General features: G+C 64.6%; 16 protein-coding genes and 1 pseudogene. 10 read left to right on the top strand and 7 right to left on the bottom strand.

Annotated features, from left to right (window positions below; genetic code table 11):
* Positions 1-2 precede the first annotated feature (2 nt).
* The 6 genes from NKH23_RS05260 to olsB all read left to right on the top strand — a co-directional run bounded on the left by NKH23_RS05260 (position 3) and on the right by olsB (position 6,875).
* Positions 3-1,064 carry an RsmD family RNA methyltransferase gene (locus tag NKH23_RS05260; protein ID WP_352910610.1) on the top strand — a complete coding sequence of 354 codons (1,062 nt, stop codon included), beginning with the start codon at positions 3-5 and terminating at the stop codon, positions 1,062-1,064.
* Positions 1,065-1,928 carry a TrmH family RNA methyltransferase gene (locus NKH23_RS05255; protein ID WP_352978203.1) on the top strand — a complete coding sequence of 288 codons (864 nt, stop codon included), beginning with the start codon at positions 1,065-1,067 and terminating at the stop codon, positions 1,926-1,928.
* A gap of 26 nt (positions 1,929-1,954) precedes the next feature.
* Entirely contained in the window at positions 1,955-2,431 is a 477-nt protein-coding gene (lspA, locus tag NKH23_RS05250) for a signal peptidase II (RefSeq protein ID WP_353034536.1), read from the top strand.
* Positions 2,432-2,482: 51 nt separating this feature from the next.
* Positions 2,483-3,472: an acrylyl-CoA reductase (NADPH) gene (acuI, locus tag NKH23_RS05245; RefSeq protein WP_352978201.1), complete on the top strand. Its 990-nt coding sequence runs from the start codon at positions 2,483-2,485 to the stop codon at positions 3,470-3,472.
* Positions 3,473-3,561: 89 nt separating this feature from the next.
* Positions 3,562-5,850, top strand: coding sequence for a hybrid sensor histidine kinase/response regulator (locus NKH23_RS05240; RefSeq protein ID WP_352910603.1), 2,289 nt, complete (start codon positions 3,562-3,564; stop codon positions 5,848-5,850).
* Between the two features lie 149 nt (positions 5,851-5,999).
* Positions 6,000-6,875 carry a l-ornithine N(alpha)-acyltransferase gene (olsB, locus tag NKH23_RS05235; protein WP_292664606.1) on the top strand — a complete coding sequence of 292 codons (876 nt, stop codon included), beginning with the start codon at positions 6,000-6,002 and terminating at the stop codon, positions 6,873-6,875.
* 128 nt (positions 6,876-7,003) lie between these two features.
* Here the strand turns inward: olsB and grpE are convergent, their stop codons facing one another.
* Positions 7,004-7,639, bottom strand: a complete 636-nt coding sequence (gene grpE / locus NKH23_RS05230) for a nucleotide exchange factor GrpE (protein WP_352910601.1) — start codon at positions 7,637-7,639, stop codon at positions 7,004-7,006.
* A gap of 237 nt (positions 7,640-7,876) precedes the next feature.
* Between grpE and NKH23_RS05225 the strand changes: the two genes are divergently transcribed.
* Both NKH23_RS05225 and NKH23_RS05220 read left to right on the top strand, forming a co-directional pair.
* A complete protein-coding gene (locus NKH23_RS05225; protein ID WP_352910599.1) occupies positions 7,877-8,080 on the top strand; it encodes a hypothetical protein in 204 nt (67 codons plus the stop codon).
* A 126-nt stretch (positions 8,081-8,206) separates the two neighbouring features.
* A complete protein-coding gene (locus tag NKH23_RS05220) occupies positions 8,207-9,229 on the top strand; it encodes a fatty acid desaturase (RefSeq protein WP_352713863.1) in 1,023 nt (340 codons plus the stop codon).
* 147 nt (positions 9,230-9,376) lie between these two features.
* On the opposite strand, the gene NKH23_RS05215 is transcribed toward NKH23_RS05220, so the two are convergent.
* From NKH23_RS05215 to cysG, 6 genes are all read right to left on the bottom strand, one after another.
* Positions 9,377-9,997, bottom strand: coding sequence for a DJ-1/PfpI family protein (locus NKH23_RS05215; protein WP_352713867.1), 621 nt, complete (start codon positions 9,995-9,997; stop codon positions 9,377-9,379).
* 137 nt (positions 9,998-10,134) lie between these two features.
* Positions 10,135-10,671 (bottom strand): DUF934 domain-containing protein, encoded by a 537-nt coding sequence (locus tag NKH23_RS05210; RefSeq protein ID WP_352910597.1) that lies wholly within the window; start codon positions 10,669-10,671, stop codon positions 10,135-10,137.
* A 251-nt stretch (positions 10,672-10,922) separates the two neighbouring features.
* On the bottom strand, positions 10,923-11,687 hold the full coding sequence (locus NKH23_RS05205) for a phosphoadenylyl-sulfate reductase (RefSeq protein WP_292664601.1): 765 nt from the start codon (positions 11,685-11,687) through the stop codon (positions 10,923-10,925).
* A complete protein-coding gene (locus tag NKH23_RS05200; RefSeq protein WP_292664600.1) occupies positions 11,662-13,332 on the bottom strand; it encodes a nitrite/sulfite reductase in 1,671 nt (556 codons plus the stop codon). The genes NKH23_RS05205 and NKH23_RS05200 overlap by 26 nt, the downstream gene beginning before the upstream one ends.
* 73 nt (positions 13,333-13,405) lie before the next feature.
* A complete protein-coding gene (locus NKH23_RS05195; protein WP_352910594.1) occupies positions 13,406-13,711 on the bottom strand; it encodes a DUF2849 domain-containing protein in 306 nt (101 codons plus the stop codon).
* Positions 13,708-15,159 carry a siroheme synthase CysG gene (gene cysG, locus NKH23_RS05190; protein ID WP_352978197.1) on the bottom strand — a complete coding sequence of 484 codons (1,452 nt, stop codon included), beginning with the start codon at positions 15,157-15,159 and terminating at the stop codon, positions 13,708-13,710. Before cysG ends, NKH23_RS05195 begins: the two co-directional genes overlap by 4 nt.
* A 442-nt stretch (positions 15,160-15,601) precedes the next feature.
* Between cysG and NKH23_RS05185 the strand changes: the two genes are divergently transcribed.
* Entirely contained in the window at positions 15,602-16,051 is a 450-nt protein-coding gene (locus tag NKH23_RS05185; RefSeq protein ID WP_352468331.1) for a baeRF12 domain-containing protein, read from the top strand.
* Between the two features lie 220 nt (positions 16,052-16,271).
* Positions 16,272-18,071 (top strand): annotated as a pseudogene (locus NKH23_RS05180) (cation:proton antiporter domain-containing protein).
* The last annotated feature ends 4 nt before the right edge of the window (positions 18,072-18,075 follow it).

Here is an 18,075-nt window from a genome sequence, read left to right as displayed (position 1 = left end):
TCTTGAAACCTTTTCGCGACAAACGCCGCGACAGCCGCCCGTCCGCGAAGGGCGGGGCGGAGCAGCCGCGGCGGCGCGACACCGGCCTGACCGCCGGTTCGGAGCCTAAACTGCAGGACCGGTCCGAGCCGAAAGCCGCGCCACGCCTGCTCTCGCGCCGCGATGGCGCGCTGCCTGCCGAACATCTGCCGCTGATCCTCGAGGTCGGCCCCAATCAGGACTACGCGCTGCTCGACAGCGGCGCCGGAGAAAAACTCGAGCAATACGGCCCCTACCGCATCGTTCGGCCGGAGGGCCAGGCGATCTGGCAAAAGGCTTTGCCGGCCAGGGACTGGGAGCGCGCCGATGCCATTTTCACCGGCGATACCGACGAGGAAGGTATCGGCCGCTGGCGCTTCCCCAAGACGCCGCTCGGCGAGACCTGGCCGATGAAGCACGACGGCATCGACTATCTCGGCCGCTTCACGTCGTTTCGCCATGTCGGCGTCTTTCCCGAGCAGGCCTCGCACTGGGACCACATGGCCGGACTGATCGCGGCGGCAAAACGGCCTGTGAAGGTGCTGAACCTGTTCGGTTACACCGGCCTTGCCTCGCTGGTGGCGGCGCGTGCCGGCGCAGAGGTCACGCATGTCGATGCTTCCAAGAAGGCGATCGGCTGGGCGCGCGAAAACCAGGAGATGGCGGGCCTGTCGCAAAAGCCGATCCGCTGGATCGTCGACGATGCCGTGAAATTCGCCGAACGCGAGGAGCGCCGCGGCAGCCGCTACGACATCATCCTGTTCGACCCGCCCGCCTATGGCCGCGGACCGAAAGGCGAGGTCTGGCAGCTGTTCGAGGACCTGCCGGCGCTGACCGATATCTGCCGCGCGATCCTGACGCCGAAGCCGCTCGCCGTGGTACTGACCGCCTATTCGATCCGCGCCTCTTTTTTCGCCATCCATGCCCTGATGCGCGACACCTTCGCCGGCATGGGCGGCACGGTCGAATCGGGCGAATTGATCATCCGCGAGAAATCTGCCGGTCGGGCGCTGTCGACCTCGCTGTTCTCACGCTGGGTGGCCTGAATGAGTGCGTACGAACGGCACGCAGGAGCGCCAGGGCAGGTGAAGGAAGTCACCAGCCTCGCCAATCCGCTGGTCAAGGACATCAAGGCACTCGCGCTGAAGAAATTCCGTGACCAGCAGAATGCCTTCATGGCCGAAGGCCTGAAGCTGGTCATCGACGCGCTCGATCTCGGCTGGTCGATCAGGACATTGGTCTTCGCCAAGGCCGGGCGCGGCAATGCGGCGGTCGAAAAAGTCGCGGCGCGCACGGTTGCCGCCGGCGGCACCGTGCTCGAAGTTTCGGAAAAAGTGCTGATTGCCATCACCCGCCGCGACAATCCGCAAATGGTCGTCGGCGTGTTCTCGCAGAAATTCCTGCCGCTGAAAGACATCCGCGCCCGTGACGGCGACCTCTGGGTGGCGCTCGACCGGGTGCGCGACCCCGGCAATCTCGGCACCGTCATCCGCACGGTCGACGCCGTCGGCGCCAGAGGCGTCATACTGGTCGGCGAGACCACCGATCCCTTTTCGGTCGAGACGGTGCGCGCCACCATGGGCTCGATTTTCGCCGTGCCGGTCGCCAAGGCGACGCCCGAGGCTTTTCTCGCCTGGCGAAAGAGCTTTCCCGGCCTTGTCGCCGGCACCCATCTGAAGGGTGCGGTCGACTACCGCTCGGTCGATTTTTCAAAAGGCCCGGTGCTTTTGATGATGGGCAACGAGCAGCAAGGCCTGCCTGACGAGCTTGCCGCAAGCTGCGACAAGCTGCTGCGGATACCGCAGGCCGGCCGCGCCGATTCGCTCAACCTTGCGGTGGCCACCGGCGTCATGCTGTTCGAGATCCGGCGCGGCGCGCTGAAGCTCGGCCCGGAGGACGCCAGATCGTGACATCTCAAACCGTGAAACTGCAAACCATGAAGTCCTGGAGGCCGTATGCTCTTCTGGTCGTCGCCGCGATAGCGCTCGACCAGTGGCTGAAATATCTGGTCGAAACCGGCCTTGCCTTTCAGGAACGGCTCGACCTGCTGCCGTTCCTGGCGCTGTACCGCACCTACAACACCGGCATCGCGTTCTCGCTGTTTTCGTCCTTCGGCGACACCGGCCTGGTGGTCGTCGCGGTTCTGGTGGTCGCTTTCGTGCTCTATCTTGCGGCCCGCACGCCGTCCGGCCACCTGCTTGCCCGCATCGGCTTCGCACTGATCGTCGGCGGCGCGCTCGGCAACCTGATCGACCGCGCTGCCTATGGGCATGTCATCGACTATGTCCTGTTCCATACGCCGGTCTGGTCCTTCGCCGTCTTCAACCTCGCCGACGCCTTCATTTCGGTCGGTGCCGTGCTGGTCGTCTTCGATGAGCTCATTGGTTGGCGGCGCGGTACGTCGAGCGATTGACCTCACTCGCCTGGCGCCGCACATTCTGATCTGCAAGCCCGAGGAGAAAAAATGCCCGAAACCTTCAAAGCCATCCTCGTTTCGCGCGACGCCGAGAAAAACCAGTCGGTCGCGGTGACCGAGCTTATCGAGGCAGACCTGATGGAGGGCGACGTCACCGTCACGGTCGAGGCGACGACGGTGAACTACAAGGACGGTCTTGCGATTACCGGCAAGGCGCCGGTGATCCGCCGCTGGCCGCTGGTGCCGGGCATCGATTTCGCCGGCACCGTCATCTCGTCTTCCAATCCCGACTGGCGCAAGGGTGACAAGGTCATATTGAACGGATGGGGCGTCGGCGAGACGCATTTCGGCGCCTTTGCCGGACGCGCCCGCGTCAAGGGCGACTGGCTGGTGCCGCTGCCGGACGGAATGAGCCCGCATGATGCGATGGCGGTCGGCACCGCGGGCTACACCGCCATGCTTTGCGTCATCGCGCTGGAGCGCCACAGCATCGTGCCCGATCGCGGCCCGGTGGTGGTGACCGGCGCTGCCGGTGGCGTCGGCTCGGTCGCGGTCTCGATCCTGTCCAGCCTGGGATATCACGTCATCGCCTCGACCGGCCGCGCTGCCGAAAGCCCCTATCTGATCGACCTCGGCGCCGCGGAAGTGATTTCACGCGACGAGCTTGTCCAGCCGGCAAAACCGCTCGCCAAGGAACGCTGGGCCGGCGGCGTCGATGCGGTCGGCAGTCACACGCTGGCCAACGTCCTGTCGATGACCTCCTATGGCGGCGCCGTCGCCGCTTGCGGCCTTGCCGGCGGCATGGATCTGCCGGCAAGCGTCGCCCCCTTCATCCTGCGCGGCGTCTCGCTGCTCGGCATCGATTCGGTGATGGCGCCCAAGGCGGTCCGCCTCGAGGCCTGGCGCCGCATCGGCGCCGATCTCGATCACGCAAAGCTTGCCAGCCTCTCGACGAGCATCGGCTTCGACGGCATCATCGGCGCCGCGCATGACATCGTCGAGGGCAAGATCCGCGGCCGCGTGGTGGTGGATATGTGAGCCCCCAAAGGGACAAAAAAGAGCGCGACCGCTAAAATTCGAACGATCAACCACAACCTTCGATAAGCTCTGTCTGGCAGGAGTTCCGTATGATTGCGGAACCCGGCATCAGAGAGGCGGAACCAGCCGAACGGGCCGACGGGACGGCTCCCGAGGCGCCAGGACGGCAGCTTGTCGCCGCGCCGCCGCTGGCGCCGGAACTGCCGGCCGCCAATCGCGAAGGCCTGCCCTTCCTGACGCTCGTCGCCATCGTCGTGCTGGCGGGCCTGTCGCATCTGACCGGAGCGCCGATCTTCATCACCATCGGCCTTTGGGCGACAGCCATCGCCGGGCTCGCCATGCATCTGCGCAACAGGCGCACCGAGCGCCGCGCGGTGGCCCTTCTCGATGCCACGACCGCCCGCAGCCGCGCCGAGATCGAGACGCTGGCCGACCGCATGTGGGAGATGCAGGAGAGCGAGGAGCGCTTTCGCGGTCTGATCGATGCACTCGGCGATCTCGTCGTCCATCGTGACCGCGACGGCCACATTGTCTACGCCAATAAGGTTTTCGCCGACCTTGTCGAAACCGACCAGCGCGACCTTGCCGGCAAGACCCTGGCCGAACTAGGCATCGATGTCGGCATCGTCCCCGACGCCGCCTTTTCCGACCATGAATGCCTGAGTTCCACCGATGTCGCCATTCGCACGCCGGACGGCCCACGCTGGTTCTCTTGGATCGAGCTGTCGGTGCGCGACAAGGACAGCGGCGCCGTTTCGCATCGCGCCATCGCCCGTGACATCACTGCCCGCAAACGCGCCGAATCCTCGCTGATCACCGCCCGCGAGCGAGCCGAACATGCGAGCCAGGCCAAATCGCGCTTCCTCGCCACCGTCAGCCACGAGATCCGCACGCCGATGAACGGCATCATGGGCATGGCCCGGCTTCTCGCCGACACCAGCCTTTCGGCCGAGCAGCGGACCTATGTCGGCGCCATCTCGACCTCGGCCAGCGCGCTGCTGGCGCTGATCGAGGACCTGCTCGACTATTCCAAGATCGAGGCCGGCCGCTTCGATCCCGAACCGCAGCCGATGTCGGTGCGCGAGATCGCCGACAATGTCATCGAGCTTTTGGCGGCGCGGGCTTTTGCCAAGGATATCGGCCTCGGCTGTCATGTCGAACCCGACGTGCCGCAGCTGATCACCGCCGACCCCGGCAGGGTCAGGCAGGTGCTGCTGAACCTCATCGGCAACGCCGTCAAGTTCACCGACAGCGGCGGCGTCCTGGCAAGCATCGCCCGCGTCCGCACCGAAACCACCAACCGCATCCGCTTCACTATCACCGACACCGGCCCCGGTCTGCGCGAGGAGGACATGGAGCGCATCTTCGAGGACTTCGAACAGGCTGACGGCACCTCGACCCGTGCGCATGGCGGTGCCGGGCTCGGTCTCGCCATTTCCAAGCGCCTGGTGACCGCCATGGGCGGCACCATCTCTGTGTCGAGCCGGCTTGGCCAGGGGTCCGAATTCGTCTTCGATATTCCCGCTATTTCCGCCGTCGAGGCGCCGCAGATCCGCCAGGACCCGCTGTCGGGCCGGCATGCGGTGATCGTGTCGAAGAACCTGGTCGAGGCCGAAGCCATCGCCCGCACCATTCGCGCCAATGGCGGCACGGTCGATCTGGCCACCACCGCCGCCCAGGCCACCCCTTTCGCCGAGGGCTGCGACGTGCTGCTGATCGATGCTGCCATGGAGCAAAGCGACGGCAGGCTGCTCAGGCGCCTGCGCCAGGGCGGATTTGCCGATTGCGAGGCGGTGACGCTGATCGCGCCGACCGACCGCGGCATGCTTGGCGAATTCCGTGCCAACGGTTACGCCACCTTCCTGGCGAGGCCGGTGCGCGGCGAGACATTGCTGCGCGTGCTTTTGACCAGCCATGCGCCGGTCATCGCAGAGCCACAACCGCAAAAGCGCGGCGCGCAGGCTGGGCACGCCATTGGCGGCCGCCAGCAGGGCCTGTCAGTGCTGATCGCCGAGGACAACGACATCAACGCCATGCTGGCTCGCGCCACGCTGCTGAAGGCCGGGCATCGCGTGAAAGTGGTCGGCAACGGCAAAGCCGCGGTCGAGGCGGTCATCAGCACCGGCCACAAGCACCGCTACGACGTGGTGCTGATGGACTTGCACATGCCTGTCATGGACGGTCTGGACGCCATCGCCGCCATCCGCCGCCATGAGGAGGAGACCGCGGTGCCGCCGGTGCCTATCATGGTGCTGTCGGCCGACAGCCAGGAAAAGACCCGCCACGCCGTGCTCGCTCACGGTGCCAGCGGCTTCGTCACCAAGCCGCTCGACCCCGATGCCCTGGTTCATGCGGTCGAGGGCCAAGTGGCCGCCTGAGGCACAACATAGACGGTTGATAGATTACCCAGCCGACGAAGTATTGCCCGCAGAGCCGTATCACGGTACTGTCACAATCCTGTTGCACCTACAACGTATCCCCGTGCCAAGAGGGATGGCTCGAAGGAGAATCACTCGTGCATACAGTCATGCCGGAATGTGATGCTCGGCCGAACGCCAGCGGGCCTTTGCTCGTCGGCCGGAACGCCGATGCCGTCATAAAAGGCGCATCGCTCGGCCGCATCGGCAATCTCGAAGTGCGGCTCGCCCGCAACGAGGCCGAGATCGCTGCCGCGCAGGAAGTGCGCTACCGGGTGTTCTACGACGAGCTTGGTGCCAGGAAGGACCTGTTCCAGATGCAGGACCGCCGCGATGCCGATCGCTTCGATCCCCTCTGCGACCATCTGCTGGTCTTCGACACTTCGCTTTCCGGCCCCGAGCACCGCCGCATCGTCGGCACCTACCGCCTGCTGCGGCAGGAGATTGCCGCGGCCGCCGGCGGCTTCTATTCCGAAGGCGAATTCGAGCTGACCAAGCTGATCGCGCGGCATCCAGGCCAGCGCTTCCTTGAGCTCGGCCGCTCCTGCGTTCTGCCGGAATACCGCTCGAAGCGCACCATCGAGGCGCTGTGGCAAGGCATCTGGGCCTATATCAACCATTACGGCATCGGCGTGATGACCGGCTGCGCGTCGTTCCACGGCACCGTGCCGGCCGCACATGCCGAGGCGCTGACCTATCTTGCCCACCACTGCCGGACGAATTCATCGTGGGACGTGCGTGCCGTCGCCGGGCGCTATTGTTCCATGGATCTGATGCCGATCGAGGCCGTCAATGCCAAGGCAGCGATCGCCGCGATGCCGCCGCTGGTCAAGGGCTATCTGCGCGTCGGCGCGCGCATTGGCGACGGCTGCGTCATCGACCGTGAATTCTCGACGGTCGACGTGTTCGTGGTGATGCCAGTCAAGGAGATCGGCGCCCGCTACGTCAATTATTATGGCGGGGAAGCGCAGCGGTTTGCGGCCTGAGTAGGGCAGTAGGGGAATAGGGGAGTAGGCGGAGAGAAGGCAACGGCCGGAGTAGGCAATTGCTCTACCTTACCTTACGTAGCGTTATTCCCTACTCCCGTATTGCCCTATTCCCCTACTCCCCTAACTTACGCATCCTTCTCAGCCTGCTCGTTGACCGGCCCCGGCTCGACCGGCGCTTCGCTTGCTACATGCTTGGGGCCGCCCTTGGCGACGCCGACCATGGCCGGCCGCAGCACACGCTCGCCGATCGAATAGCCGGGCTGCACGACCTGCACGACCGTGTTGGCCGGTACGTCGGGATTGGGCACCTCGAACATCGCCTGGTGGAAATTCGGATCGAATTTCTCGCCCTCGGGTTCGAGCTTCTTCACGCCGTGACGTTCCAGCGCCGACAGCATGGCGCGCTCGGTGATCTCGACGCCGTCGATCAGCGCTTTGAACCCGGCATCGCCGGACGCCTTGGCCTCCTCCGGGATGGCATCCAGCGCACGGCGCAGATTGTCTGATACCGACAGCATGTCGCGTGCAAAGTTGGCAACCGCGTAGGCGCGCGCATCGTGGACGTCTCGGGCCGTGCGGCGGCGCAAATTCTCCATGTCGGCCGCGACGCGCAACGCGCGATCCTTCAGCTCTTCGTTTTCCTTCAGAAGCCGCACAAGCGCTTCATAGTCGCTGTCGACGCCACCTTCCCTTGGCTCCGCGGCAGCCTCGGTCTTCTCGGCTTCATCGGGCACGCGTTCGTCTTTTGCCTGGTCGCTCATCGCCGTTTCCCGTCATTTTCGAATGGTGTGGATTTGCGCCCGATATCGAGGTTTAGCGGCCAAAAATCAAGGGGCAAGCGATACTGTAGCCGCTGTCGTGGCTTGATGGCCGACGGCGCAAACCTTTCGATTTTAATTCAAACTTTACCGTACCCGACGGCTTTGCTTGCCAGGCTACTACAATGCGGGAACCATTCCTCCCTTGGAAGAGTTTCGAAGCCGACACAGGATTTTGAGATGATGCCCCGCAGGAACGGCGAAAAACGCGACGGGCTCGCTGCCGATATCCGGCGCCAGCTCGGCACTGAGGCGACCAAGCGCTTTCTGCGCACCTTGCCGGCTTTCCGCACGGAGTCCGATATTCCCGACCGTCTGAAGGAATTGCTCGACCGCCTGGACGGCGTGGAAGCCAAGGTGGCCGCAGGCGGGCGCCGTCGGTAGACACCGTCGCCGGCGCCGCGCCCGGCGATTGTGGCCGGCATTCCTTGCCATCGCGCGACATTTACGCGCAGTAACTTTGCGTGATCTCCGCCTTGCGGCAGCGCCCCGCTCCGCCTATGTTTCATGATGAACATGATTTCCCCCGAAGCTGTGGCAAACAGCAAGCGCGCCTGGTTGAAAATCCTGTCGCGCTATAAAAAGCCCGACAGGCGTCGCAGCGCCGTCGAACTCGCCATCACCCTCATCCCCTTCGCCACGCTGTGGGCACTGTCCTCGGCCGCCTATGCCTATGGCCATTGGTGGGGTCTGGTCCTCATCCTGCCGGCAGCCGGCTTTCTGGTGCGGATATTCATGATCCAGCACGATTGCGGCCACGGGTCCTTCTTTGCCAACCGCTATGCCGACGATTGGATCGGCCGCGTGCTTGGCGTGCTGACACTGACGCCCTACGATTGCTGGCGCCGCGCCCACGCAACCCATCACGCCAGCGCCGGCAATCTCGACGAGCGCGGCACCGGCGACATCAAGACACTGACCGTCGCCGAATACCGGCAACTGTCGTGGCGGGGCCGACTCGCCTATCGCCTCTATCGCCATCCGCTGGTGATGTTTGGCCTTGGCCCGATATGGATCTTCATTTTCGAGCAGAGACTGCCGTTGGGCATGATGCGGGGCGGCCTCACCCCCTGGGTGTCGTCGATGTCGACCAATCTCGCTATCGCGGTCATCGCCGCGCTGCTCATCTGGTTCGTTGGCCCTGGCGCGTTCCTTGTCGTGCATTTGCCGATCGTCATCCTCGCCGGATCGGCCGGCATCTGGCTGTTTTATGTCCAGCACCAGTTCGAGGAGACGGAGTGGACAAAGGACTCCGAGTGGGAATTCCAGCACGCAGCCCTGCACGGCTCGTCCTATTACGACCTGCCGCCGGTGCTGAACTGGATTACCGGCAATATCGGCGTCCACCACGTGCACCACCTCTCGGCCAAGGTGCCATGCTACCGGCTTCCGGAAGTGCTGAGGGACTATCCGGAACTGCGTGAGATCGGCCGCGTCACGCTTCTCGACAGCCTGCGCTGCGTCAAGCTGGCGCTGTGGGACGAGAGCCGCAGCAAGCTGGTGTCATTCCGCGAAGCGCGGATGGGCGTGTAGACGCACCGCCGCACCTAAAGCGCGTCGCGCTCGACCGGCCTCATGCGACGCGCTTTAGGTTCTTGTTTATGCATGCCGTTATCGCAAAACCGCTGAACACTTTTGCGCGACATGCATTAGGGGTGCGGCGGGCTCCAAAATTCCAGCTCAAGCCGCCCGGCGTTGGTCGCGCATCAGGATCTCGCCCTGGCGGATCTCGGTGCCCAGCACTTTCAGGCATTCGCGCATGAACGCTGCAAGGCCCGGCCAGCCCTTGGCCGACACAAGATTGCCGTCGACATGGGCGCCGGTCGGCGCAACATCGATATAGATGCCGCCGGCCAGCGTGACTTCCGGCTCGCAATATTGCAGCGCCGCAACCTCGCGGCCGCGCACCACGCCGTCGACCGCGATCAGGATCTGCACGCCGTGGCAGATGGTGAAGATCGGTTTTCCCGTCTCATGGAAATGCCGCACCAGCGCCTGCACGCGCTTGTCGATACGGATATATTCCGGCCCGCGCCCGCCCGCTGCGTAGACGGCGTCGTATTCGGCAGGATTGACCTCGGAAAACGTCTTGTTGAGGATGTAGTCATGGCCGAGCTTTTCCGTATAGGTCTGGTGTCCTTCGAAGTCGTGCAGCGAGGTCTTCAGGACATCGCCGGCCTTCTTGTCCGGACAGACGACGTGGACGGTGTGGCCCACCGCATGCATGGCCTGTTCAAAGACGAAAATCTCGTATTCCTCGCTGAACTCGCCAACGAGCATCAATATCTTCTTGCCAGCCATACCCGGTTCCTCCCTTGTGGCCACATTTATTCGGATCGCGAAATAATGGGCCTATCCTAAGGCGGAGAGGCGCAAAATAAAAGGCTGAATCGGGAATGTGGTCCGACCAGATAGGGCTTCTGGCCCCCTGGAGCGGATCAGCCGGCGCGCACCCGCCGCCAGGAATATTTCGGGCCTTTGGCCTCCGGCTTCACCGCCGGCTGGTAGAACAGCGGCAGTCCGCCGGTGCGGCCTTGCTCGAGCCGCTTCAGCAGCACCGGGTGCGAGATCTCGAATTCGTCGAAGCCGAGGCGCAGCATATGCGGCAGCTGGTCGACCAGCACCTGCCCGGTGGCGCGCATGGCGCCGGTGAAGTGGTAACGGTTGCGCAACAATTCGCCCTTGGAGAACGAGCGGCCGTCATTGAACGCCGGGAAGGCCAGCGCCACCAGCGACAGCTGATCGAGCAGACCTGCGATCTTTTCGAGCTGGTCGCCAGGCTGCAGCAGCACGCCGATGCGTTCCTTCGCCGACCGCCGCACCTCCGGATCGAGGCTGAGAAACGCCTGCAGCGGCAGGATGAAGCGGCCGTTGCCGACCAGCGCCTCGGCGCTTTCGGCATGAACCCACTCGTCCTCGCGGAACCCATTCGGTGTCCACAGCCGCGTGGCGTTTTCGGCTATCAAGTCGCTCATCAAGAAATTCCCAAGTCCAAAGATTCTAAAGTGCAAAACACCTCAGGGTGTGTTGAGATTCAGGTCAGGCCGAGCCGAAAATGGTGGCTTCCGAGAACCGGAGCGGAGCGTACTTTTGGTACGTGAGCACCGGCCTATGCCGGCCGTAGCCTTAACTCCTTCGTCACTATCATGAATGCTTCGGCCGGCGAAGGCCGGAAGCGCAGGAAGCCGCCGTTTGCACGCCGGCATCACCTGAATATCAACATACCCTAAAGCGAGGCGTCGGTCAGCGACCTTTCCAGCCCCGACAAATGAATGCCGCATTCGGTCTTGGCGTGCCCGGCCCAGCGGCCGCTGCGCGCGTCGTCGCCCGGCTGCACCGGCTGCGTGCATGGGAAGCAGCCGATCGACAGATAGCCATAGGCGACCAGCGGGTTTTCACGCAGCGCATGCGCGCGCATGTAGCCGGCCTGGTCTGATGTCGTCCAGTGCGCCAGCGGATTGATGCGGATGCGCGAACCGACCGCCTCGAACACCGGGAGCGCTGCCCGAGTCGCCGCCTGGAAGCGCTTGCGTCCGGTGAACCAGGCGCGGAACGGCTCGACGCCGCGCGCCAGCGGCTCGACCTTGCGCACGTCACAGCAGGCGTCGGTGTCGGTCTCATTCAGATTGCCGGTCGGGTCGATCCTTGCCAGCGCCGCATCGTCGGGCCTGATCACCCGGATATCGGTCAGCCCGAAATCGGCGACCAGCGCGTCACGATAGCCGAGCGTTTCCTCGAAATGCTTGCCGGTGTCGAGAAAGATCACCGGCAGCGTGCGGTCGATCTCGGCGATCATGTGCAGCAGCACCGCCGAATCCGCGCCGAAGGACGAGACGGCGGCGATTTCGCCGTGAAAGAATTCCCGGGCCGATCGCTCGATGATCTCCAGCGGCTTCAGGTGGCCATAGAGCGCGTCGAGGCCCGCCGCTTCCGCGGCGATGCCGGCCTCGACGTCGACGATCCGGTCAAGCGGCCTTGGTTTCGCCAGCATAGAGCGCCTCCTTGAACGGCGCGGGACCGACTCGGCGGTAGGCGTCGATGAATCTTTCGTTTCTGTCCAGTCGAAGCCCGAGATAGGTCTCGACGATCTGCTCGATGGCATCGGTGATCTCTTCCGAACTGAAGCCGCGGCCGATGATCTCGCCGACCGAAGTGTTCTCGTCGGCCGAGCCGCCGAGCGTCACCTGGTAGAGCTCGGCGCCTTTCTTCTCGACGCCGAGGATGCCGATATGGCCGACATGGTGATGGCCGCAGGCATTGATGCAGCCGGAGATCTTCAGCTTCAATTCGCCGATCTCGCGCTGGCGCTCCAGCGAGGCGAAGCGCCGCGAGATTTCCTGCGCCACGGGAATCGAGCGCGCCGTCGCCAGCGCGCAATAATCGAGGCCGGGACAGGAGATGATGTCGCTGATCAGGTTGGAATTGGCCGTCGCCAGCCCGATATCGACAAGCGCGTCGTAGACCGCCTTGAGGTCGGCACGCGCGACATGCGGCAGGATCAGGTTCTGCTCGTGGCTGACGCGCAGCTCGTCGAAGGAATATTTTTCGGCAATGTCGGCGACCGCTTCCATCTGGCTGTCGGAGGCGTCGCCCGGCGTCTCGCCGATGCCCTTGAGCGAGATGGTCACCGCCGCGTAGTCGGGATGGCGATGGGTGACCACATTCTGGTCCAGCCATTCGGAAAAGCTCTTGGAGTCGAGCCGGGCAAGCTTGACCGCCTCGTCGCCTTCCGGCCGGTCGACAAGCGCCGGCGGCGCGAAATAGGCGTCGATGGCGCGGATGTCGGCTTCCGGCAGCCTCAGCTCGGCGTCCTTCAACTCCTGCCATTCGGCCTCGACCTGGCGGGTGATCTCCTCGACGCCGGTCTCATGGACCAGGATCTTGATGCGCGCCTTGAATTTGTTGTCGCGACGGCCGTAGAGGTTGTAAACGCGCAGGATCGCTGTGCAATAGGACAACAGATCCGCTTCGGGCAGGAAGTCGCGGATCTTCTTGGCGACCATCGGCGTGCGGCCCTGGCCGCCGCCGACATAGACGGCGAAACCGAGCTCGCCGGCAGCGTTCTTCTTCAGGTGCAGGCCGATGTCGTGCGTCTGGATGGCGGCGCGGTCGCGCTCGGCGCCGGTCACCGCGATCTTGAACTTTCGCGGCAGGAACGAGAATTCCGGATGCACCGACGACCATTGTCGCAGGATTTCGGCATAGGGGCGCGGATCGGCAACCTCGTCGGCGGCGGCGCCGGCGAAGTGGTCGGCGGTGACGTTGCGAATGCAGTTGCCGCTGGTCTGGATGGCGTGCATCTCGACGCTTGCCAGATCCGCCAGGATCGCCGGAATGTCCGACAGCGCCGGCCAGTTGAACTGGATGTTCTGGCGCGTCGTGAAATGCCCATAACCCTTGTCGTATTTGCGGGCGATGTGGCCGAGCATGCGCAGCTGCTTGCTGTTGAGCGTGCCGTAGGGCACCGCGATGCGCAGCATATAGGCATGCAGCTGCAGATAGACGCCATTCATCAGCCGAAGCGGCCGGAACTGGTCCTCGGTGATCTCGCCGGCAAGCCGCCGTGCGACCTGGTCGCTGAACTCGGCGACGCGGGCCTTGACGAAATCGTGGTCGAACTCATCGTAACGGTACATATCCAGGTCTTTCCGGGCGCGTCCGCCCGTTATTTTCTTCGTTCGAGCATGATCGGGATCATGCTTGTGTCATCTATGCCGCGCGTGCGGCCTGCGGACGGGCCTGCTTGCCCAGATCGTTGCGGGTGGTCGGGCCGGCGGCACGGATCTTTTCACGCAGCCGGACCGCCTCGACCGTGCCGTTGACCACGGTCACGTCGATCAGATTGACGTCGACCACCTCGTTGTCGGCGGAGGCCTTGGCGCCGATCGCCTCCAGCCGGTCCTCGGCCGCCTTGTCATGGGCGATGTCGGCATGGTCGATGGTCTCGGCCCAGCCGCCATTGGCGTACCAGACGGCTATGCCGTCGGCGAGGCGGTTCGCGGTCAGGACTTTCATTGGTTCACTCCTTGCGCGGCAGCACGGGCCACGCTTTCCTGCCTGTGTGCCGCCAGCGGCTCGGACCGTTCGAAATTGGCGCCGGCGACCGCGTCGCCGATGATGGTCATCACCGGGCCGCTGAGGTCGGCGCGCGCCTCCAGCGACGGCAGGTCGGCCAGCGTGCCATGAAAACGGCGGCGGTTGGCAAGGCTGGCATTCTCGACCACGGCGACGGCGGTATCCGGCGACAGGCCGGCTTCGATCAGCCGGCCGGCGACCTCGGCGGCGACCGAGCGCCCCATATAGACGGCGACCGTCGCGCCGGAAATGGCGAGCTTTGCCCAGTCGGGCAGCGAATTTCCCTTGAGGTCGTGGCCAGTGGTGAACACCATCGACGACGACACGCCGCGCAGCGTCAGCGGCAGTTCGAAATCGGCGGCGGCGGCGAAGGCCGCGGTGACGCCCGGAACCACTTCGTAGGCGACGCCGGCATCGCGAAGTGCCGCCATCTCCTCGCCGGCCCGTCCGAACACCAGCGGGTCGCCGGACTTCAGCCGCACGACGCGCTTGCCGGCGTGGCCAAGCTCGACCAGCAGCGTATTGATCTCGGCCTGGCTCTTGGAATGGCAGCCCTTGCGCTTGCCGACCGGCAGGCGCTCGGCATCGCGGCGGCCCATGGCGACGATCGCCTCCGGCACCAGCGCGTCATGGACGATCACGTCGGCTTCCATCAGCAGGCGATGGGCGCGCAGCGTCAAAAGGTCCTCGGCGCCGGGACCGGCGCCTACAAGCGCGATATGGCCCGATGCCGGTTCGTTCGAAAGCAGCAGGCCGACGGCGGCATCATGCGCCTGCGAAAGCTCGCCGGCCTCCACGGCACGGGCCGGCGCGCCGCCAAAGAAATCGCTCCAGAAGCGGCGGCGGGCATTGCCTTTCGGCAGCAGTTTTTCGGCGGCGCCGCGAAACGATGCGGCAAGGGCTGCGAGCGGCCCGAGCGAGGGCGACAGCATGCGGTCGATGCGGCTGCGCAGCATCTGCGCCAGCACCGGGCCGGCGCCTTCGGTGCCGATGGCGATGGCGACCGGCGCGCGGTTGACCAGCGCCGGCGTGAAGAAATCGCAAAGCTCCGGCCGGTCGACGGCATTGACCGGAATGCCCAGCCGGCGCGCATCCCCGGCAACGCGGCGGTCGAGCGCCTCATTGCCGCTGGCGGCAAACACCATCACCGCACCGGCGAGATGTGCTGCATCGTAGGCGTCGGCAATGTAGGTGGCCCCCGTCTCGGCGATAAAGGCCAGCAGATCGGCGCTTGCGGCATCGCTTACGATGCGCAGCACAGCGCTCGACTGAGCGAGCAGCCGCGCCTTGGCCAGCGCCTCCTCGCCGCTGCCGACGATGGCTACGGCTTCGCCCTCGACCCGCATGAAGACGGGAAAGGCATTGAGCTTGGGCGTGGCTTGCGGCATGACGAGCGGAATCCTTGGAACCGTTTGCCAGTTCTACGCGGGGGCGCGAAAAACCAGAAGGCACCCACTCGCGCATCGCTTCGTAGCAGGCAATCTCTTTTCTGCAAGCATGAAGGCCAAGAGAAAAATATTCCACATTCAAATGCGGAGCGGATTGAAGCTGCTGTTGCGGCCCTTGATCCGCTGCCTTTGTAGCGGCTGGCAGAGCCGGCCACAAAACAGATTTTTCTAAATTCTACCAATTTAGTAGATTAAAGCCGCCGGATGCCAACCGAGTCATCAAAGGCAGCCCGGCGCTCTCGCCGGCCCTTGTCGGAATACCGGGTCCGAGTACCGGAACATTCCCGCCTCGGCACGCGTTTGCCCTTTGGGCCCAGGCCCGGTCATGCCCCTGCGGCAAAGGCTTGGCGATGGGCTCGAAAAATCAAAAAAGGAGCGCCCCATGAGCAACGTCAGACTGAAACGCGGACTGTGGATCGTGGTGGCAGATGGCGAAAAGGCGCTGTTCCTCGAGAATCGTGGAGACGTCCAATATCCCGACCTTCAGGTCGTGCACGAGATGGAGCAGGAAAATCCGGCAACCCGAGAACAAGGCACGGACCGCCCCGGCCGCTACAGCGACGGCCCTTCCGTCCACCGCAGTGCGGTCGAGGACACCGACTGGCACCGTCTCGGCAAGGAGCGTTTTGCCGAAGAGATTGCCGACAGGCTCTACAAGCTCGCGCATCGCGGCACGTTCAAGGAGATCGTGCTGATCGCGCCGCCGGCGGTGCTGGGCGACATGCGCAGGAAGCTGCACAAGGAGGTCACCGACAAGATAACGGCCGAAATTCCAAAGACGCTGACCAACCACAGCATACCCGATATCGAGAGCCTGCTGCAGGCAACCTGATCGGGGCATCGGCGGCGCGCAACTTTCGTTTCCGTCGCCTGCCTGGAGCAGGCCGCCGGCTGGCAACGCTTGCCGGCTCTCCGCCTTTTGCTGCCTTGTCATCGATTTCATGGGGAATGCGGGGTTGTCTCGCGACTGTCCCAGCCTCCATACTGCCAAGGCGGCGGCTTTTGGGCGGCGCACATCCGACATGGCAATTCCTGAAGGCGCTCCATAGACAATGCCGCATGACACGCCCCTTATCGCCACCATCGTCGCCGGTCTGGGGCTGGCTTTCATCTTCGGCGCACTTGCCAACCGCTTCCGTGTCCCGCCGCTGGTAGGCTATCTCGTCGCCGGCGTTCTGGTTGGACCGAACACGCCGGGTTTCGTGGCCGATGCCGGCCTTGCCAATGAACTGGCCGAGATCGGCGTCATCCTGCTGATGTTCGGCGTCGGCCTGCATTTCTCGCTGAAGGACCTGTTGTCGGTCCGCGCCATCGCCGTGCCCGGCGCCATTGTGCAGATCGGCTTCGCGACAGCCCTTGGCGCCGGCCTTGCCTGGATGCTCGGCTGGTCGATGGGCGCGGGGCTGGTCTTCGGCCTGGCGCTTTCCGTGGCCTCGACGGTGGTGCTGTTGCGCGCCCTGCAGGAGCGGCGGCTGATCGAGACCGAGCGCGGCCGCATCGCCGTCGGGTGGCTGATCGTCGAGGATCTCGCCATGGTGCTGGCGCTGGTGCTTTTGCCGGCATTGGCCGGCGTGCTCGGCGGCCAAGAGCAGGTGGATGTACACTCCAGCGGTCTGCTGTCGCTGCCGACGAGCTACGGCGTCTGGGGCGTCGTCGGCATCACACTGGCCAAGGTCGCGGCCTTTGTCGTGGTCATGCTGGTGGTCGGCCGCCGGCTTATCCCCTGGATCCTGCACTACGTCGCCCATACCGGATCGCGCGAACTGTTCCGGCTGGCGGTGATTGCGATTGCGCTTGGCGTCGCCTTCGGCGCGGCCAAGCTGTTCGGCGTGTCGCTGGCTCTCGGCGCTTTCTTCGCAGGCATGATCATGAGCGAATCCGAGCTCAGCCACCGCGCGGCCGAGGAATCGCTGCCGCTGCGCGACGCTTTTTCCGTGCTGTTCTTCGTCTCGGTCGGCATGTTGTTCGACCCGTTCAGCCTGATCAGCAATGGCTGGCCGATCCTGGCGACGCTGGCCATCATCGTTATCGGCAAGTCGCTGGCAGCCTTCGTCATCGTCGTCGTTTTCCGCTATCCGATCGCAACCGCGTTGATGATTTCGGCAAGCCTTGCCCAGATCGGCGAATTCTCGTTCATCCTTGCCGAACTCGGTGTCGGGCTGAAGCTGCTGCCCGAACAAGGCCGCGACCTCATCCTCGCCGGCGCCATCCTGTCGATCGTCCTCAATCCGCTGATGTTTCTTGCCGTCGACCGGATGAAACCCTGGCTGGAAGCACGCGCCGGCGGGACGGCGGCGCCCGGCGAAGCAAGGCCGATCGGCCCGGCGACCTAGCCCGGCCAGGTGGCTTCGGTCGCGGCGCCTGCGAAGGAGGATGGCCCACCGCCCAGGACGAGGCTGACCGGCCACACCATCCTGATCGGCTACGGCCGCGTCGGCAGCCTCGTCGGCACGGCGCTGAGGCAGGCCGCCCTGCCCTTCCTCGTCATCGAGGATGCCGACAAGACGTTGGCGAAGCTCAAGGCCGACGGCATCGAAACCGTGGCCGGCAACGCGGCGAATGGCGACGTGTTCGCCGCATCGAACCCCGAGGGCGCGAAGCGGCTGATCCTGGCCATTCCCAACGCCTTCGAGGCCGGGCAGGTCGTGCTGCGCGCCCGCGCCGCCAATCCGACAATCGAGATCATCGCCCGCGCCCATTCCGATGCCGAGGTCGAGCACCTCAAGGGCCTTGGTGCCGACACCGTCATCATGGGCGAACGGGAGATCGCCCGCGGGATCGTCGAAGTAGTGATCGGACATGCGACGGCACCGGCGGTACCGTTAGAGACAGCTGAGAAGTCGACCGCGTAAGCTC

Origin of the sequence: Mesorhizobium sp. M1328, assembly GCF_040318075.1 — a bacterium.
Taxonomy (GTDB): Bacteria; Pseudomonadota; Alphaproteobacteria; order Rhizobiales; family Rhizobiaceae; genus Mesorhizobium.
This window is presented reverse-complemented; position numbering and strand designations above follow the sequence as displayed.